General features: G+C 66.7%; 20 protein-coding genes and 1 tRNA gene. 13 read left to right on the forward strand and 8 right to left on the reverse strand.

Annotated features, from left to right (window positions below):
- The first annotated feature begins 310 nt into the window (after positions 1 to 310).
- Together BV210_RS15590 and BV210_RS15595 are read left to right on the forward strand one after the other, a co-directional pair.
- Positions 311 to 709, forward strand: a complete 399-nt coding sequence (locus BV210_RS15590; RefSeq protein ID WP_077207537.1) for a DUF5820 family protein — start codon at positions 311 to 313, stop codon at positions 707 to 709.
- Between the two features lie 81 nt (positions 710 to 790).
- Positions 791 to 1,183 carry a DoxX family protein gene (locus BV210_RS15595; protein ID WP_077207538.1) on the forward strand — a complete coding sequence of 131 codons (393 nt, stop codon included), beginning with the start codon at positions 791 to 793 and terminating at the stop codon, positions 1,181 to 1,183.
- A gap of 34 nt (positions 1,184 to 1,217) precedes the next feature.
- On the opposite strand, the gene BV210_RS15600 is transcribed toward BV210_RS15595, so the two are convergent.
- Positions 1,218 to 1,688 (reverse strand): hypothetical protein, encoded by a 471-nt coding sequence (locus BV210_RS15600; protein WP_077207539.1) that lies wholly within the window; start codon positions 1,686 to 1,688, stop codon positions 1,218 to 1,220.
- Positions 1,689 to 1,773: 85 nt separating this feature from the next.
- On the opposite strand from BV210_RS15600, the gene BV210_RS15605 reads away from it, so the two are divergent.
- The gene (locus tag BV210_RS15605; protein ID WP_077207540.1) at positions 1,774 to 2,229 is read left to right on the forward strand and encodes a UPF0179 family protein; all 456 of its coding nucleotides are present in this window, start codon (positions 1,774 to 1,776) and stop codon (positions 2,227 to 2,229) included.
- A gap of 18 nt (positions 2,230 to 2,247) precedes the next feature.
- Here the strand turns inward: BV210_RS15605 and BV210_RS15610 are convergent, their stop codons facing one another.
- Both BV210_RS15610 and BV210_RS15615 read right to left on the reverse strand, forming a co-directional pair.
- Positions 2,248 to 3,039: a succinylglutamate desuccinylase/aspartoacylase family protein gene (locus BV210_RS15610; RefSeq protein WP_077207541.1), complete on the reverse strand. Its 792-nt coding sequence runs from the start codon at positions 3,037 to 3,039 to the stop codon at positions 2,248 to 2,250.
- A gap of 67 nt (positions 3,040 to 3,106) precedes the next feature.
- Entirely contained in the window at positions 3,107 to 3,595 is a 489-nt protein-coding gene (locus BV210_RS15615; protein WP_077207542.1) for a DUF309 domain-containing protein, read from the reverse strand.
- A 110-nt stretch (positions 3,596 to 3,705) separates the two neighbouring features.
- Between BV210_RS15615 and BV210_RS15620 the strand changes: the two genes are divergently transcribed.
- Entirely contained in the window at positions 3,706 to 4,599 is an 894-nt protein-coding gene (locus BV210_RS15620) for a sensor histidine kinase (protein WP_084802656.1), read from the forward strand.
- A gap of 26 nt (positions 4,600 to 4,625) precedes the next feature.
- Here BV210_RS15620 and BV210_RS19990 read toward each other — a convergent pair whose 3' ends face one another.
- The gene (locus tag BV210_RS19990) at positions 4,626 to 4,784 is read right to left on the reverse strand and encodes a hypothetical protein (RefSeq protein WP_157526064.1); all 159 of its coding nucleotides are present in this window, start codon (positions 4,782 to 4,784) and stop codon (positions 4,626 to 4,628) included.
- A gap of 211 nt (positions 4,785 to 4,995) precedes the next feature.
- On the opposite strand from BV210_RS19990, the gene BV210_RS15625 reads away from it, so the two are divergent.
- The 4 genes from BV210_RS15625 (at position 4,996) to BV210_RS15640 (ending at position 8,700) form a co-directional block, all read left to right on the forward strand.
- Positions 4,996 to 5,079 (forward strand) — tRNA-Leu (locus BV210_RS15625).
- Between the two features lie 460 nt (positions 5,080 to 5,539).
- Positions 5,540 to 6,643, forward strand: a complete 1,104-nt coding sequence (locus BV210_RS15630) for a hypothetical protein (RefSeq protein ID WP_077207543.1) — start codon at positions 5,540 to 5,542, stop codon at positions 6,641 to 6,643.
- A 26-nt stretch (positions 6,644 to 6,669) separates the two neighbouring features.
- Positions 6,670 to 7,464 carry an inositol monophosphatase gene (locus BV210_RS15635; protein ID WP_077207544.1) on the forward strand — a complete coding sequence of 265 codons (795 nt, stop codon included), beginning with the start codon at positions 6,670 to 6,672 and terminating at the stop codon, positions 7,462 to 7,464.
- Between the two features lie 90 nt (positions 7,465 to 7,554).
- Positions 7,555 to 8,700 (forward strand): DUF63 family protein, encoded by a 1,146-nt coding sequence (locus BV210_RS15640; protein WP_077207545.1) that lies wholly within the window; start codon positions 7,555 to 7,557, stop codon positions 8,698 to 8,700.
- Here the strand turns inward: BV210_RS15640 and BV210_RS20335 are convergent.
- From BV210_RS20335 to BV210_RS15655, 4 genes are all read right to left on the reverse strand, one after another.
- Positions 8,697 to 8,846 carry a hypothetical protein gene (locus BV210_RS20335; protein ID WP_172824913.1) on the reverse strand — a complete coding sequence of 50 codons (150 nt, stop codon included), beginning with the start codon at positions 8,844 to 8,846 and terminating at the stop codon, positions 8,697 to 8,699. The two genes, BV210_RS15640 and BV210_RS20335, sit on opposite strands and share 4 nt — an antisense overlap.
- Before the next feature lie 97 nt (positions 8,847 to 8,943).
- Positions 8,944 to 10,662, reverse strand: coding sequence for a YcaO-like family protein (locus BV210_RS15645; protein WP_077207546.1), 1,719 nt, complete (start codon positions 10,660 to 10,662; stop codon positions 8,944 to 8,946).
- Positions 10,663 to 10,702: 40 nt separating this feature from the next.
- A complete protein-coding gene (gene tbsP / locus BV210_RS15650) occupies positions 10,703 to 11,521 on the reverse strand; it encodes a transcriptional regulator TbsP (RefSeq protein ID WP_077207547.1) in 819 nt (272 codons plus the stop codon).
- 229 nt (positions 11,522 to 11,750) lie between these two features.
- Entirely contained in the window at positions 11,751 to 13,826 is a 2,076-nt protein-coding gene (locus BV210_RS15655; protein WP_077207548.1) for a hypothetical protein, read from the reverse strand.
- A gap of 168 nt (positions 13,827 to 13,994) precedes the next feature.
- Here BV210_RS15655 and glyA point away from each other — a divergent pair, with 168 nt between their 5' ends.
- From glyA to BV210_RS15680, 5 genes are read left to right on the forward strand one after another with little or no spacing between them, the layout of a single operon-like run.
- Entirely contained in the window at positions 13,995 to 15,242 is a 1,248-nt protein-coding gene (gene glyA, locus BV210_RS15660) for a serine hydroxymethyltransferase (protein ID WP_077207549.1), read from the forward strand.
- Between the two features lie 55 nt (positions 15,243 to 15,297).
- Positions 15,298 to 16,077 carry a hypothetical protein gene (locus tag BV210_RS15665; protein WP_077207550.1) on the forward strand — a complete coding sequence of 260 codons (780 nt, stop codon included), beginning with the start codon at positions 15,298 to 15,300 and terminating at the stop codon, positions 16,075 to 16,077.
- Complete coding sequence (locus BV210_RS15670; RefSeq protein WP_077207551.1) at positions 16,074 to 16,481, forward strand: hypothetical protein; 408 nt, start codon at positions 16,074 to 16,076, stop codon at positions 16,479 to 16,481. Before BV210_RS15665 ends, BV210_RS15670 begins: the two co-directional genes overlap by 4 nt.
- A 53-nt stretch (positions 16,482 to 16,534) precedes the next feature.
- Entirely contained in the window at positions 16,535 to 17,428 is an 894-nt protein-coding gene (locus BV210_RS15675; protein ID WP_077207552.1) for a bifunctional methylenetetrahydrofolate dehydrogenase/methenyltetrahydrofolate cyclohydrolase, read from the forward strand.
- A gap of 14 nt (positions 17,429 to 17,442) precedes the next feature.
- Positions 17,443 to 17,949, forward strand: coding sequence for an NUDIX hydrolase (locus BV210_RS15680; protein ID WP_077207553.1), 507 nt, complete (start codon positions 17,443 to 17,445; stop codon positions 17,947 to 17,949).
- The last annotated feature ends 31 nt before the right edge of the window (positions 17,950 to 17,980 follow it).

The raw sequence follows: 17,980 nt of genomic DNA on the forward strand, positions 1-17,980 counted from the left end.
GATTCCCGAAAAAATACCGGGGTGCCTGGACGGCGAGAGCGGGGGCGGTGGTGGGGGTCGTGTATGGGTGGGCTTACCACCGATACTATTTATTTAATGAGAATCCCACGAGCATAAGCGTTCCCCCGAGGCCCCCTTTTCCGGGCGTTCGTTCCGCACTGTTCGACGGCCGAAACTCGCCCACGGGACCCGGAACCACGGTCGAGTTCTACACGTGTCGGAACCACCATTTAAACGCACGGTGGACACACGGGCGGAACCGGGCCACTGAGACCGCGCCACTCAAGGCCGACCGGACGGATGGACGGGTATGGACTTCGCGGATCTGGCGGCCGGGTGGGCGGTCTGGTCGGAGGGCGAGACCAGATACGTGCTGGCCTATCGGCCGGACGTGTTCGACAGCAGCGAGTTCCCTGCGCCCTGTCTGCCGACGATCTACCTGACCAAGGGACAGCGCGGTCGCCGTCCCGGCCAGCACCGGCCCGTCCCCGACGACCCCTGGTACGTGACGCTGTATCTGGAACCCGAAATCGAGGTCGCGGCCGAGCGGTACGAGGACCGGGCCGAGGCAGTCGACGGCGTCCACGACCTCGCCGCCCGCTTCGCCGCCGGCGAGTTCGACCCTCGCGAGTACTATCAGGTACCCCGCGAGGAGTATCTGGACGAACTCGACGCCTTGCTCGGCGAGCACGGCGACGACCGCCGCTGACGGAACCTCGTTCTGGTGCCGAGCCGGCTGGACCCGTGGTCGAGCGTGGGGATTAACACGCTCGACGACCTTCCTAGCCTGATGCCCCAACCCGACTCGACACACGATAGCCCCCCGTCGCTCGTAGGCCGACTCCTCTTCGCGAGCGGGCTCGCCGTCCTCGCACTCAGGAACCTCGACGACCTCGACGGCCGGATCGCCTACGCGGACGCCAAGGGGGTCCCGCTGGCCGACACTCTCGTCCCGCTCTCCAGCGGCCTCCTCCTCGGTGGCAGTCTCGGCATCGGTGCCTGGAAACTCCCGCGGCTCTCGGCCGGGAGCGTCGCCGCCTTCTTCGTCGGCGTCACACCCCTGATGCACGACTTCTGGGCCGTCGACGAGGACCAGCGCGGTGAAGAACTCACTTCCTTCCTCCAGAACCTCACGCTGCTGGGTGCCGCCATCGCCTTCTTCCGGCACGCTAGCCGGGAATAAGCGATCGTCACGAGTCGTCGTGGCGATTCCGTCCTCACGCCCCGGCCTGCTGGGCGTAGACCGTCAACCCGCCGTCGGAACGAACCGTGATTTCGAGGTACTCCTCGACCACGCCACCGCCGCTGGCACTGTAAAGACCGATCCACCCCTGTGCGCTGGTCTCTCGGTCAGTCCGTGCGCGGACAAAAAACGATCCCGTCTCGTCCAGATAGCCACTCTCTCTTGCGGTATCGCCCGCGGCGACGGTGAATCGGTTTCGGCGTTCCGACATCGGCGTCGAGGTCGGCGTCGGTGCCCGCTCTGGACCGAACGCGTCGTCATCGTCGTCACTGATCTTCTCGACGATAACCGTCACCGAATGGGCTCGATCGTCCTCGTTTTCGATTTCCAGGTCGCCCGGATCGGGACCACCGCTCGTGCCGAACGAACACCCGCTCAGGAGACCGATTCCGGAGACCGCTCCGATAGTCCGGACCGCATGCCGCCTCGTCAGCTTCCGGTACATGGTATCCGATTACTCTCACTGGGCTGAATACTTTCTCACGTTCCGGGCCGGGAAGCTTAACCGCCGCCCGGGAGTAGGGTCGCCCATGACGACGGTCACGCTCGTCGGGACCCGGCTCGCCGAAGTCGGGACCGAGTTCGTCTATCAGGGGGAGGCCGACGCCTGCGAGGGCTGTCCCTACCGGGACCAGTGTCTCAACCTCGCGACCGGCCAGAAGTACCGCGTGGCCGCGATCCGGGAGAACGCCTCGACGCTCGACTGTGCCGTCCACGACTCGGGAGTCACCGCAGTCGAGGTCGAGCCGGCCCCGGTCGTCGCGAACGTCGACGCTCAAGGTGCCTACGCCGGGAGCAAAGCCACGCTGGAGGGCCCCTGTCCGCACACCGGCTGTCCCTCCCACGAATACTGCGAACCGGCTGGCGCGGAGTTCGACGAGGAGTACCGGATCGACGAGGTGGTCGGGGAGCCACCGCACGACTACTGTATGCTCGATCGAGATCTGAAACTCGTGGAGTTCGCGCCGCCGGCCGACGAGGACTGACGGCACAGGCCCTCGCGGTCAGGACTCCAGCGTCCCGACGCGGTCGGCGGCGTAGCCGAACACGTTCTCGTAGCCGTACGGCGACATCAGTACGGGATAGAAATCGGTTTCGGCGACGTACTCCCGACCGTCGGCCGCGGCGTAGGGCTGGCCGGCCGGGACCTCGTGGAAGTTCGTCGCGAACACGTCGTAAGCCTCCGCCGAGTCCTTGGGCACCGCGTTCGTGAGCCGGTAGACCGGCAGTTCGTCGCGGTGGGGTGCGTCGTCGTCGGGCAGCGCACCCGTGGCGGCGAGGAACTCGCGGGTCACCTGCACGGCGTTCTCGGCGGCCGTGTCCGAGCCCTGGAACCCGCACTCGACCTCGATCAGCCGGCGGGTCACCTCGAACAGCCGGCCCTCTTTGAAATCGCAGGTCTCGACGACGGCGTCGACCGACAGCCGGGGACAGATCCGACGTTCGTACTCGCGGACCTCGTCGACCAGCGCGAACAACCCCTCGTAGGACTGGGTGGAGTGCAGCGCGAGGATCTGACAGTCCGACACTTCCATCGAGAGCTCGTGTGCCAGTCGGGACTCGTGGGTATCGCCGTCGGGGTTGCCCGGGAACGCGCGGTTGAGGTCCTCGTCGACGTACCGGACGTCCTGTTCCTGGGCCTTCTCGTTGGCGATCACGAACTTGACGGGCCGCTGGAACTCCAGGTCGGCCGAGAGCAGCGTCTCGACGGCGTGGACGCCACAGGGTTCGTCGCCGTGGATCCCGCCGATGACCGCGATCTCCGCGGGGCCGTCGCCGACGGTCTCGACTCGCATCGGTTCACTACAGCGGCCGACTCGTCTTAGTACCCACGAAACTGTGACGGGTCTCCCGCGAGACAGGTCAGTGCTCCAGCGACTCGACGTAGGCGAAGTCGGCCTCGGTGGCCTCCGGCCGGCGCTCGTCGAGTGTCACCTGCCACCCTGCCAGCACTGTGGGATCGGTCAGCGCGTTCGTCAACACCGTCCGGACGTCGAGCAGGTCGACGCCGTAGTAGTCGTTCGGCACGTCCCGGAAGTACTGGAGCGCGGTGCGAAAGAGCGAGCGCATCCCGTCGTCATCTTCGAAATCGACGTGTTTGTACGCGCCGGCGGCGACCTGCACCATCCCGTGGAGAAACTTGCTCTCGGTCGACCCGCGTCCGTAGTTGTACCACTCGTCCTCGAAGCAGTCGTGTGAGTCGTGGTACTCGCCGGCGTTGTAGAGGGCGACGCCGTGGATCGTCGCGCGCCGAAGGGTACCGTGTTCCCAGCGATCCTGCTCCGGGAGCCACCCCGTCGGCTCCCCTCGTACCGGGGGCCCGACCGACTCGTCGCGCGTGTGTTCGTCCATCGAGTCGATCTTGGGCTGTCACGCTCGTCAATCCGTCGACCGACGAACCCCGGATTTTGGCTCTCGCCACTGCATTTATATTATTGTCTCGGCAAATCGAAAAGAGTTCGATGAACGCGTCACGGTTCGCTGGACTCACCCCGCTGAAAATCGCGCTCGCGTACGCCGTCGCCGGTGCCGTGTGGATCGCGTTCTCGGATCGTGCGCTGGTCGCGCTGTTCTCCGACGGGCCGCTGTTCGACGCCGTGATGACGGGGAAGGGGTGGCTGTTCGTCGCCGTATCCGGCGTCGTCCTGTACGCGATGATCTCCTACCGGGAGCGGGCGCTCCGGGAGACGCGGACGGAACTGGAGCAGTCCCGGACGCAACTGTCGATCCTCCATCGCGTGCTCCGACACAACCTCCGGAATCACTGTACCGTCGTCCGGTCGTGTTCCGACCTGATCGAGCGCGAACGGGCCGACGAAGAGACGCTGGCACGGATCCGTCGAACCACCGACGACCTCGTCGCCCTGAGCGAGAAGTCCCAGCACCTGAAATCGCTGCTGGAAGCCGACGACACCACACACCGCATCGATCTGAGTGAGCGCACGCGTGACCTGGTTCCGGAACTCGACGCGTCGTATCCGGACGCGACGATCGAGACGGAGCTAGCGGACGCGGCCGTCGCGAGCGTCGTCGACCAGTACGACGTGGTCCTGGGAGAACTAGTCGGCAACGCCGTCGAGCACCACGACGCACCGGACCCGACGATACGGATCAGCGTCGCCACGGACGACGCTGGCGACGTTTCCCTGGTGGTCGCGGACGACGGCCCGGGGATCCCCAGTATGGAGCGGAGAGTCCTCGAGGACGGGATCGAGGAACCGATGTTTCACTCACAGGGGCTCGGCCTGTGGCTCGTCCGCGTGTTCGTCCAGCAGTCCGGGGGCGATCTCCGGGTCGAGGACAACGATCCGCGCGGGACGGCGATCAGAATCACGCTGCCTGCCGCGTCCGACTAGAACCGGTAGCGATCGACAGTTCGGTATCACCGACCGGCGCGTGTTTCCGTGATTTCGGGATAGCCACACGCCGGACAGTTCAACCGCTCGCGCTCGAACGTCAGCGAGCAGCCGCCACAGCGGTAGGTCGGACTCGAACGGAACCGTTCGCGGATCGTCTCGATGATTCGGGGTGCTCGATCCATCGCTTCGACACTCCTCGTTTGTGAACACTCTACAATAAAACTAGCCCGTCCGACCACTTTTTGCCCAAATAAAGCTACAGCAACTTTGCAACACTCGCACAAACTGTATTTTCGACACTCTATATCTCCGATCGTTAGAAATGTAGAAATCACTCGTCCAACCGTTTTCCGTGGAATCTTTATATCGGAGACTATCCAGTACAGGACGCGTGCGAGGGTAGCCAAGCCTGGAAACGGCGGCGGACTCAAGATCCGCTCCCGTAGGGGTCCAAGGGTTCAAATCCCTTCCCTCGCATCGCACGCGGCGCTACCACGCGCCGCGGCCGATGCACGAAGGGTTTGAACGCTGTCGGACCGTGTCCGACTGAAGTTCAAATCCCTTCCCTCGCACTGTTGGCCACTACGGCCCCTCGCAAACAGTGCAGGAAGATCCGAAGCGAGGCCGACCATCGGGAGGCCTCGAAGCGAACGGGACAAGCGAGACTCGCCGGAAGAAGAGTCTCGATATCCGAACGGGCGGAGCCCGTGAGGGAACGCAATGTCCCGTGAGCAGGAGCGATCTTCCCTCGCAAACCTCACACTAGACGAAACGAACTGTCCACTCGCGAGCGGTGCGGCTGGGCCCTCGGTAAAAAGAACCGGTTCTAGCCGGGGCATTTTTAAATAGGTTGAGGCGGATTACTGTCGAGTAGTCCATGAGACGTCGCGCATTCCTTGCGACGGCTGGCACGTTACTCACCGCTGGGTGCGGGGCTATGAGCGGTGGGCGCGGCAACGGTCGTGGGGCCTACGCCGACGGGGTAACCAACATCAGCGATTCGGATATGAGCTTCGAGGGCATGGGGGAGGACCAGAACTTCTCCATGGGGGAGATCGAAGACAGGGACTTCGAGTTCGAAGCGGGCGCGTTCGAGGCCGACTTCGAGTCGCGGTTCGGCGAAGACGGTGGCGAGACGCAAACGCCCATCGAGACGGATCCGCGCGCGACCGAGTTGATGACCGAGTCGATGAAGAAGATTCAGAAGACCTACGAGGCCTATGTGGGGCAGGTTGGATCCGACGCGAATCTAATGAACGTTAACGCGTCCATCGAGTCGTTCAACGCGCCGCGGATCCGGCGGCTGGCACAGGAGGCGCGGGACCCGCTGGAAGAAGCCACCGAGTACGCGCCCGAAGACCAGAAGAACATCATCCTGTCGCTCGTACAGGTGACGATATTCCTCGAAGATCTGGCGCGGGTCCGCGAACAACTGAACGAGGCCCACGACGAGTTCCGCTACGCGGTCGAACGGCTCTACGCGGAGAATACGGGACAGCTCGAATACACGGCGCTGCCCAAGATCAAGGAACACTACAAGGAAGGCCGGTCGCTGTACCGCCCGCTCAAAAACGAGATCGACCCCGAGGCGGTGGCCGTGTTCGAGCCGGTCGGTGCCGTCTACGACGACAAGATCGACCAGGTCCGCGCGGAGATCTGGGCGTTCCAGGACTTCCACAGTGGTATCCGATCCGCCGCGAACGCGTTAGAGAAGTTCGAGAAGGGCGTTCCCGCGTTCTACAACCGGAACTACGAGCAGGCACTGTCGCCGCTCAACACGGCCGAGTTCAGGTTCGGAACCGCACAGTCCGACTTCGGGGGCGTCGAGGACTCGACCGGGATGCAGGAGAAAGCGAACGAAGTCGCCGACGTCATGGGGGCACTCGAAGGCGCGGCGCAGGCGCTGCACCGGGCCGCCGAGGTGAAGGTCGAGGACGAGGCCCAGCCCCAGTTCTACGAGGCGCGACGCGCGGCGGAGCGGGCCGTCCACTCGAACGAGATCGCCTCGGACATGCGCACGGCCAGTCAGATCATCCTTTAATTGTCCCCGGTCCCCGAGGGTTCGGTATGGACGATCCGATCTCCCTCGCCGCCCGGGCGGCGCGTGCCGGCGGTACCGTCGCGGCCGAACGCTTCCGGTCGGACGTACGCTTCGAGACGAAAGCACACAAGAACGACCTGGTGAGCGACGCCGACGCCGCCGCTCAGGACCGCGTCGTCGCACTGCTCTCCGGGGAGAGCGACGCCCCGGTCGTCGGCGAAGAGGCGGATACGCCGTCGACAGTTCCGGCGAGTGGTCCAGCCTGGATCGTCGATCCCATCGACGGGACGGCCAACTACCTCCGGGGGATGCGCCTGTGGGCGACTAGCGTCGCGCGCGTCGAAGACGGCGAGCCGGTCGCCGGGGCGACGGTCATGCCCGCGATGGACGACGAGTTCTTGGCGGACGACGGCGAGACGCGACTGAACGGGGAATCGGTCTCGGTCAGCGACCGGACGGATCCGGAGACGTTCGCGGTCGCGGTGCTGGGCTGGGGGCCACACGGCGAGCGCGACGCGTACGCCGCACTCTCGGAGGCGGTGGTGCGGGAGTGTGGCGACATGCGCCGGTTCGGGAGCATGCAGTCCGCGCTCGCGTTCGTCGCCAGCGGGGGTCTCGACGCTGCGATCACGACGCGGCGACCCAACCCCTGGGATTCGGTCGCCGGCGCGCACATGGTCCGGGCGGCCGGCGGAACCGTCACGGATCTGAACGGCGGGCGCTGGCGACTGGACAGCCAGGGACTCGTCGCCTCGAACGGGGCCGACCACGAACGGCTGGTGGATCTGGCCCGGGACGTGGCTGCACGCGTCGACGGGTGAGCGAGAGAGCGGGCGAGCCGTGAACCCGATCGTGTTCGTCCATCGCACAGGATCGGAACCCTGAAACGCGCGGCTTGCGCGGTGTCGAGCATGCAGGTGTTCGAGCGGATGGACGCCGGGCGTGCATGGACGGCGGCCGCCCTGGCAGGGATCGCGGCGCTGGTGCTGGGCTCGCTGGTGTTCTACGATACGGTCTACCGCGGGTTCGTCTGGCACTACTTCTGGGGGCCGGTATACGCCGACGCGCACAACGCGGTGGCGGCAGTTCACCAGGGCGACTCGGTGGAGTTGTTGTACAGCGAAGCGGCGCGCCAACAGGCCATGGCCGCCGGCAAGGTCGTCGCCGAACCGGGGTACACAATCGTCTCGGAGGTCGGCTACATGATCCTCCTGCTGTTCGGGTTGATCGGGGTCCTCGAGCTGGTCCGCCGGCTCGGTGTCGGGCGGGACCGGGACCTGTTTTTCGCGCTGGTCCCGTTCATGCTCTTCGGCGGCGCGTTGCGGGTCGTCGAGGACGCCAACGACGCCGTCCCGGAGGGGGTCAGTCAGGCCATCGCCTACCCGTGGAACTCGCTGATCATCAGCCCCGTCATCTACTTCACGGTCTTTTTCGTGACGCTCGCCTCGCTTTTGGTCACCATCTACCTCCGCCGGAAGGGCTACGTCGAGACGTACGCGAGACCGATGGCGGCGGTCGGGAGCGCGGCCTTCCTCCTGACGTTCGGCTACCTGACCAGCCTCGCCTTCACAGCCGACTACGTGAACTTCTACCCGCAGGTCCTCCTGAGTGTGGTCGCCATCGCGACGCTGCTCGCCGTCGGCATCTACCTGGGCGTCGACCGATTCAGGCCGGAGATCAACGCTGGTACGGGCCTGATCGGGCTGGTGGTGCTGTGGGGCCACGCCATCGACGGCGTCGCGAACGTCGTCGCGGCCGACTGGCTCGGCGCGCTGGGACTGCCCGCCGCGATCAGGTACAGCCCGAAACATCCCGCCAACGCTTTCATCATCAGTGTGGCCGAGACCGTCTTGCCGGCGTCGCTGCTCTCGACGCTGGGCTCGTCCTGGCCGTTCCTGCTCGTGAAACTCGCGGTCGCGCTGGCGGTGGTGTGGATCTTCGACCGGGAGATATTCGAGGAGAGCCCGCGCTACGCGTTGCTCCTGTTGACCGCCATCGTCGCGGTCGGGCTCGGGCCCGGAACGCGCGACATGATCCGCGCTACCTTCGGCATCTAGAGTTTCCGCAGTGCGGACTCCGGGTAGTACCGACCGCCGCAGTTCTGACACGCTGCCACGGTCACCGTCGCACCCGCGCGCTCGACCTGTCGCCGGACGAGAGTCTGGCCACAGTCCGCACACGGGAGGTCGAATTCGGTCGTCATGGACACGTAGGTCGCTATCGGTCGGTGCGTACCGATCCGCGAGCCACCCTATGTGTACGTCTCGCACACTGTGCAATAAACCTTCGCAGACCTGTCACTACGGGTAGGGGTGGTGGTCCCGGTCGAGTCGCGCCTCGAACCCCATGCTCTGGGGAACCGACTCGGCACGCTCGCCGAAGTAGGGGGCGTCGAAAAAGAGGGGCTGGGCGCTCGGGACCACGGCACGAACCGCCTCGAACCCGAGCGCATCTACGTCGCGAGTGGTGAGTCGCGAGCCGTACACGTCCAGATCCGCGTCCCGCAGCCGCTCCACGACGGCGTCGAGATGGTCCCGGCCGGCCGGAACCTCCGCGGGCCCGACCTGCTCGGCCGGGACGCTACTCCCGACGGCGAGGAACGTCTGGGCCTCGCCGGGAAAGTCCGCGAAGTGGCCGATGGCACCGCTCTCCGCCATGGCGTCCTCCCGGCCCATCCCGCGGAGTTCGAGCCAGTTCTGGAGAGCTTCGGCGAGCGCCGACCGTGCAGCCCGGGCCGGATCGAGGTGGGCCGAGAGGCCGACGGCGAAGCGGGGCCATTCCTCCCGGTGGACGGCTGCGGCGACGACGGGCACGTCCACGTCCTGAGTCAGCAGGAGCGGGACCACGTCGAGTCCCTCCGACTTCGCCCGGCGGCGCAGGGTCCCGAAGGTCTCGTCCTCAACCGACAGGCCGAGCGGGTCGAACGTCGAGTACCAGGACAGCATGGCGGCGTCGCGCTCGATGATCTCGTACAGCCCCGAGAGCAGCGCCTCCACGGTGCTGTTGCCGAGTCCGAGACCCGTCGTCACGGCCGGCCGAAACCGCTCGGTCGGCGGCGGGAAGTGGACGAACTCGGCGGGGAGCCACACGTCGCCGTCCGTGTCGAGGTTCCGGCCGGGGACCCACTCGACCTCTGTGTGTTCGTCGGCGGTCGCCCACCCGTCGCCGTCGGCACAGACGAACGTCGAGGGCGGGACCGCGTCGTCGATTTCGGCGGCCGTGCCGGTCTCGAACTCGGCGGTGCGGTAGACGCCGGCGCTGTAGCGCTCGTAGCCCTCCCCCAGCGCCTTCATGAACGCCGCGTTCCAGTCGGCGTCGACGCCGGCGGCCTGTCGAGGCGCTGTCGCGTCGCTGAACTCGCTCGTATCGGCGACGTTCGCCAGGTAGTAGGGGGCCGGGAAGGACTCGGCTTCGCCGACCTCGGCGACGACGCCGACCCGGTCGTCAAGCCCCTGCTCGGCGCGGGTCAGCGCCTCCTCCAGATCGCGGTCGACGTGATCGAGGTGGAGTCGCCGGTCGCGCTCGCCGGCACAGACGCAGCCCGGGACCGGGAGAAACTGTCGCTGGGCGTGGGGAACCTCGATCACGCTCCCGATCACCGAGGATCGCTTACCCCCGACGAGTTTCGCGGCCTCACGGCCGGCGATGGCACCGGCGAAGCGGGCGGTCTCGGGATCGGGGGCGGCCTGCGGTTCCTGATCGGGATCGGCGTTCGAGCGTACCCGGGACTGGAGACAGCGGTAACAGGCCGTCCCGGGGCCGAACCCGGCGACGGCGGCCTCGACGACGGGGTAGCCGCCGACGCCGCCGATCTCGACCGCGAGCCAGGGGACCCCCGCCTCGCGCGCGCGTTCGTCGACCGTCTCGAAGGCCACGTCGCCGGCCTGGCCGACCACGACCGCCAGGTCGGACCCGCCGACGACCGCCGGGTCGAGGTCCGTGACTTGCGCGTCGACGTCTCCCAGCGCCGCGGCGACCGCCTCGCGCGCCGGTCCCGAACCGACGAGAGCGACTGTCATTGGGGGTCGAACGCGACCGGGGGTCAAAAAAGCGCGTGCCTCAGCTCGACAGCAGGCTCTGGGCCACGTTGGCCAGCTGGTCCGAGTCGGCATCTTCGAGTCGCTCGTCGCCCAGCATCAGGCGGAGCCGCGGTCGGCCCACGTCGATGGGGACCTTCTCGGTGTCGATCAGGCCCATGTCTTCGAGTTTGGTCTTGGTCCGGGAGAAGGTCGCCTTCGAGGCGAGGCCGATGTCTTCGCCCCACTTGCTGATATCGTAGAGTAGCTCGCCGTTTTTCGCGGCAACGAGGAGGCTGATCGTCACTTCGTCGAGGCCGTCCCCGTTACCGCGTGCGGTCTGAAGAGAGGCTAGCACCTCGTCGAAGTCCGTCGCCGTCGCCTCGCTGATGTCGGCGGACAGCGTCTCCTGGACCTCCGTCAGCGGCGGGGTCCTGAGGTTGTATTCGCTCGCGTCGTCCCAGATGGCGTCGTACTGCTCCCGAGCGCTGCCGACGAAGTCGGCGTCGTCGGTCGTCAGCCCGGCCACCGACTCGCCGGCCGCGACGATGGCGACGACCTCCTCGTCGGTGACGAACAGTGCGTTCTCCGGTGGCTCCTCGACCGTCCGGATCGACAGCGCGCCGTCGACGACGAGGTTCGCCGCCCGACTCGCGACGAGGAAGTCGTCCATCACGTCCTTGAGCGGCCGCTCGGCCGCCAGCAGTCTGACACCGGGCGGAGACTCCAGCGTGCTCATTACCGATACCAGTTCCTCGATGGTCTCCCGTGAGGGGTTTATCAGATACGATTCGGTGGGGGTGGCCGACAACTCGGTCCGTAACAGGTCCGCGATGCCGTCCGCAAGCAAGTTTTGGCTCATCGTCCTATGAATGTATATATTGTATTACGGTATTTAATTTTATCGTTGATAACGAGTTGAATTACGCGGCCAACAATTATACATCTGAGCTTCGAGGCGGCTAATTATATGCCTTTGGCTTGAATATCAAACGTGATTATATGATCACCAGATGGGTAGTAAAATCGCCGGCAGGCTCACTGGTGGTGGCTACTGGCGGATCGAAACGGCGTTTCGAGAGTGAAAACGGTCAGCGGTCCGGTGCCAGTTTCGCGGCGAGGTCGTCCGACCAGTGGAACTCGCTGTCGTAGATGACTGGAAGCGGTGTCTCTGACAGCACGTCGACCAGTTCCTCCCGGGCGAGGACTGTTTCGGTCGCGGTCCCGTGGTAAGCAGACTCGTCGGCGAAGGGCGGCTGGAAGCAGTCGCCGATTCGTCGGCCTGTCAGCGCCTCACAGGACAGTCGGAAGCGACCGTCGTCACCTTCGAGAAAGCCCACGACCGGGCTGTCCGGCGTCGGCGCGAGCGTGTAGGTGCCGTCCCCGACGACGGCGTAGTCTTTCCCCATCATGATCCGGCGGCGCGACAACTGCATCGCGGGTTCGAGTCCGAACCCGTGGACGAGCAGGCGGGCGAAGGCGGTCCCGACCGTCGCGGCCTGTCGGTCCAGCACCTTCGTCAGCGTGACCGCGCCGCCGACGCTGCCGCGTTCGATCAGTTCGAGCCCCTCGTGGTAGGAGCCACAGGCGTTGAGGAAGAACGTTCGCGTCTCACACTCGTCCAGCGACGACGCGGTGAACCGGCCGTCGGGACACTCCAGTCCGTCCGCGTCGCAGTGACCGATGTAGTGGACGAAGTCGTTGGGCGAGCCGAACACCTCCGCGAGTTCGCCGCTCGTGAGGTGTTCCTCGATAGAGACGTCGAGCGGGAGATCGGCCGACCGCTCCTCGTAGATGTCTGCCACGGCGTCGTGTTCGTCGTACATCTCCTCGTCGTTGAGAACGACGGTCACCGACAGCGGCGTCCCCCGGCGACCCTGGTACCGTCGCCGGTTCTCGTAGGCCTGGGGCGTCGTCTTGAACGCGTCGATGGGTGCGCCGTCCGCGAACCAGGCGTGGATGCGCCCGGCCCGAAGCTCCGGGTCCACCCGGTCGACCGAGGCCACCGCGCCCCGACCGGCGTGACTGCCCGACCGGTAGAAGTCGTCGAGCGTCCGTTCGAGCAGTTCCGTCCCCCGTAACTCCGAGGCCTCGGGCAGGTAGATCAGGCTCAGCGCGTCCAGCAGGTACGGCAGTGACTGGACGTTCTCGAACTCGGGTGCAGCGTACGTCGAGAAGTGCCACTCGGGGAGCAACTCGTCGAAGTTCGGTTCCTGTACGCAGAAGTACCGCGCCAGTCGCTCGGCGGGCGACCGATTGCGAAGGGTCGCTGGATCGAGCTCGAACCGATCGAGCAGGCAGTCCCGGCGGGCTGGCGACTCCCCCTCCACGTCCCGGACCAGCGTGTCGTAGAAGAACACCTGTCTGAGCACTCGCGCGACGCCGTGCTGGAAGGTCGGAAGTTCACGGAATCGACAGTTCACGTCCGCGCTCGGCGCGAGTAACGTCGGCGTCGCCCCGTCCTCGACGGTCACGGTCGCGCCCAGATAGTACGCCAGCGGCGCGCCGACGAACAGGTAGTCCAGACTCGGCGGCAGTCGGAGTTCGATACCCGTCTCGGGTGTCGCCGCCGCTACCGCGTCGGGTATCGATCGCTCGTCGCCCACCTCGACGACCGGCGGGTGATCCCGCATCGACGGATGGGAGCGTTCCGGGCCGGTCGTCCGTAGGGACGCCGCGAGGTGGGTGATCGCGTCCGCGACGCCCTCCGGCGTCGGCGGGACAGTGATCGACGCCGGGTCCTCGCGGTGCTCCCGGAACCCGAGCGTCACCGGCCGTGGTTCCCCGAGATTGACCACGACTCGTTTCCCCTCCCGACGGACGAACGCGGAGCCGTCGAACCGACAGTATAGCTGGATTCCGGCCCCGCGCTGTGGCTCCCGTTCCCCGGACGCTCCGACCGCGAGTCGACAGTCGAGCAGAAACTGGCCGCTGTCGAGTGCGACCGGTTCGGACAGGTCGTACCGGCGTCCCCCGGACGCGTCGGTCAGCGTCGCCGTCTCCACCGGGACCTGTAGCTCGGAGAGCGTTCCGGTCACGCACTCCTCGACTGGCCGGACCAGCGTCGGTCCGGACTCTCGATCCTCCCAGTCGACAGTCCGGACCGTCGCCTCCCCGGCCCCCCCAATGGCTCTAACCCCCCCATTGGCCGCCACCCAGGCCAACATGGTACACTCGTTCGCACGTCCTACTCTCTCATTATTTTTCGGACGGGGTATGTCCGGTGTATTAAATAGCCCACGATTGACGGCCCTTTTTTACAAGGGTGGGGAAGCCGATGAATACGCCGGGACGGGAAAGGTAGATTATTGACGGGCCGGGTCCGAGCCACGAACATGAACTACGAGCACGTCCGGGAGGTCGACCCGGCGGTCGCGGACGCCCTGGAGGGCGAGGTACAGCGGCAAAACGAAACGCTGGCGATGATCGCCAGCGAGAACCACGTCAGCGAGGCGGTGCTGGAAGCGCAGGGCAGCGCGCTCACCAACAAGTACGCCGAGGGTTACCCGGGCGAGCGCTACTACGCCGGCTGTGAGTACGCCGACGAGGTCGAGGAACTCGCCATCGAGCGTGCCGAGGAGCTCTGGGGTGCCGAGCACGTCAACGTTCAGCCCCACTCGGGGACGCAGGCCAACCAGGGCGTCTACTACGCCATGCTCGAACCCGGCGACAAGATCCTCTCGCTGGATCTGGAACACGGCGGCCACCTCTCGCACGGCCACCCCGCGAACTTCACCGGCCAGCTCTACGAGGTCGAACAGTACGAGGTCGACGCCGACTCGGGCTACATCGACTACGACGAGCTACGGGAGCAGGCCGAGGCCTTCGACCCCGACATCGTCGTCTCGGGGTACTCCGCGTACCCGCGCGAGGTCGACTTCGAGGCCATCCAGGAGGCGGCCGACGCCGTCGACGCTTACCACCTCGCGGACATCGCCCACATCACCGGCCTCGTAGCCGCGGGCGTCCACCAGAACCCCGTCGGCACCGCCGACTTCGTCACGGGGTCGACCCACAAGACGATCCGCGCAGGTCGGGGCGGCATCATCATGTGCGACGAGGAGTACGCCGACGACATCGACGCCGCCGTCTTCCCCGGCGGGCAGGGCGGCCCCCTGATGCACAACGTCGCCGGCAAGGCCGTCGGGTTCAAGGAAGCTCTCGAACCCGAGTTCGAGGAGTACGCCGAACAGACCATCGAGAACGCGAAAGCGTTGGGCGACCAGCTGCAGGAGCGTGGACTCTCGCTGGTTTCCGGTGGGACGGACAACCACCTCGTCCTCGTGGATCTGCGCGACTCCCACCCCGATACGACGGGCAAGGACGCCGAGGAAGCCCTCGAGGACGTGGGGATCGTCCTCAACGCCAACACGGTGCCGGGCGAGACGCGCTCGGCGTTCGAGCCCTCGGGCATCCGCGCGGGCACGCCCGGACTGACCACGCGCGGCTTCGACGAGGACGCCTGCCGCGAGGTCGCGGACATCATCGCCGACGTGATCGACGACTACGACGACGAGGACGTGAAGGCCGAGGCCGCCGAGCGCGTCCAGAACCTGACCGACGCGCACCCGCTGTACGAGTAGGCAGGCACCCGTTCCGACCCACCCATTTTTGTAGATCGAACGAACAGTTCGACGTATGTCCCTCCAGGAGACCGCCGCCGAACGCGTGCCCGGCCCCGATAATCCCCGCATCGTCACGTACGGCTCGCTATTCCTGCTCTTGCTCGCTGCGACGGTCCTCGACGTGGTGGTCCCGACCCTCGTCAGGCGGATGGACGGGTGGCTCCTGAGCGACCCCGAACCGCTCCTGTTCGGGAACGTCGTCCTCGAATCGCGCCTGCTCGGCGCGCTGAGCTACGTCGTGCTCGCTCTGGTGGCGGCCGGGGCCGCCTACCTGCTCTCGGGACGGGTCAGGGCGGGCTGGCACCGACTCCAGTGGGACCAGCGGGTCACCGCCGGCGCGCTCACCGCACTCGTGACCTACGTCGCCGCGTACGCGCTTGTCGGAGCCACGGAGCTCCCCGTGTTCCCGGAGGACCTGCTGGTAACGACCCTGTCCGGTGGCGCGAGCGCGGCGCTGCTGGGGATCGGCTACGCGCGACTCCGCGGGATCGACCCGGGGATCGAAGGTCCCGATCCCGATTCGATCCCCGTCGTCGGGGCGGTGGTCGCCGTCTCTGGAGCGGTGGCGGCGGTGCCGTATCTCGTCCTCGCCGCGACGGGCGAACTCTCGACGCTGGGGTTCTGGGCGGGCAGCGGTTTCGGCTTCGGCCATCCTACTCCGTCGGCTGGTTCCTGGAGTCCGCCCTGTTCCCGGCGGCCGTTCTCGGTGTCGGCTCGGCGTTCCTCTACAACGGGGCCGTCCAGACGGGGCTTGAGCGACTCGCCGGGCCGGCCGGCGCGGTCGCCGGCGTGACGGCGGCCTTCGGGTTCCTCATCTGGTCGTCTGTCGCGACGCTTCCGTCCAGCCTGCTCACCGGCGTCGCTACCGCCGCGGCCGTCGTAGCCCTGGGCGTCCTCGCGGCCGCGCTGGCGACCACCGCGGTGCCGCGGGTCACGGCCGCGACCGACGCGTCCGGGACCGCGGTCGCCGTCCTGCTCGGCGTCGGTGTCTCACAGCTCGCCGTGCTGATCCCGTTCGCGGCCGGCAGCTTCCCGGGGGTGACGACGCTCGCCTCGACTGTGAGCTACGCCGTCGTCGCGGCGGCTGCCGCGGTCGGGTACGATCGGACGCGATCGATCTGGGTGCCTGCGCTGGCGCTCGCGACGTATTTCGTCGTCACGGATCTGGCGCGGGTCGTTGCGATCGCGCTCCGCTGATCGGTCAGCGGGCTTTCGAGACGTTCAAGGGTCGTCCCAACGCCTGTTCAGCCATGACCGAGATCATCGACGGGAACGCCGTCGCACAGGAAATTCGCGACGGACTGGGCGACGCCATCGACACCCTCGCCGACGACGGGACCACACCGACGCTCGCCACGGTACTGATGAGCGACGACCCGGCCAGTGAGACCTACGTCTCGATGAAACAGGACGACTGCGAGGAGGTCGGCATCGACGCCCGGGACGTCGAGATCGATCCCGACGCGCCCGCCGACGAACTCTTCGACACCATCGACGAGTTGAACGACGACCCCGAAGTCAACGGCATCCTCGTCCAGATGCCCGTCCCCGACCACGTCGACGACCGAGAGGTCCTCCGGCGGATCGACCCCCTGAAGGACGTGGACGGCTTCCACCCCGAGAACGTCGGCCGACTCGTCGCCGGAAACGCCCGCTACAAGCCCTGCACACCCCACGGGATCCAGAAACTGCTCGCCGACGCCGGCGTCGAGACCGAGGGAGCCGACGCCGTCGTGGTCGGCCGCTCGGACATCGTCGGCAAGCCGATGGCGAACCTCCTGCTCCAGAAGGCCGAGGGCGGCAACGCGACGGTTACTGTGTGTCACTCCCGGACCGAGGATCTGGCGGCTCGCACCCGCGCGGCCGACATCGTGATCGCCGCGGCGGGCGTCCCCGAGATGATCGACGGCGACATGCTCGGCGAGGGCGCGACGGTGATCGACGTGGGGATCAACCGCGTCGAGGCGGACAACGACAAGGGCTACGAACTCGTCGGCGACGTGGAGTACGAGAGCGCGAAGGAGGTCGCGGGCGCGATCACGCCCGTCCCCGGTGGTGTGGGACCGATGACCCGCGCGATGCTGCTCTGGAACACCGTCAAGGCCGCGAGCCTCCAGACCGACACCGACGTGACCCTGCCCTGAGCGGAGTGCCGAGGATGACCGCGAGCGAACCAGCGTTCGAGGATCTGGCGGCCCGGGACGACGTACTCGACCGCCGCAAGTCCGAGGCCGTCGACGCCGATCGCCTGGCCGAACTGCAGCCGAAGGTCGACCCGATGACCTGGGCCGTCGGAGCAGTCGTCACCGACGATGCCGGCCGCGTCCTGCTGGTCCGGGAGGACGGCGAGTGGCTCGCACCCGGCGGCGAGGTCGAACCCGGCGAGACCCACGAAGAAGCGCTGGTCCGGGAAGTACGGGAGGAGACGGGCGTCGAGATCGGCGTCGGGGACCTCGTCGCCGTCACCGAGGCCGCCTTCGAGTGTGCGGACGACCGGCTCGCATTCTACTTCGCCCACTACACCGCGACCCCGGAGACGACTGCACTCGCGGCCGATCCCGGCCTCGACGGCGAAGGGATCGAGACCGTCGAGTGGGTCGAGGACGTGCCGGAGAATACCGTCGACCGCGAAGTCGTCCGCCGGTTCCGCGGCAATCACGGTTGACTCTTTCACTGTTCGTCGGACGGTCCAGTGT

This window comes from Halorientalis sp. IM1011, from assembly GCF_001989615.1.
GTDB lineage: Archaea > Halobacteriota > Halobacteria > Halobacteriales > Haloarculaceae > Halorientalis.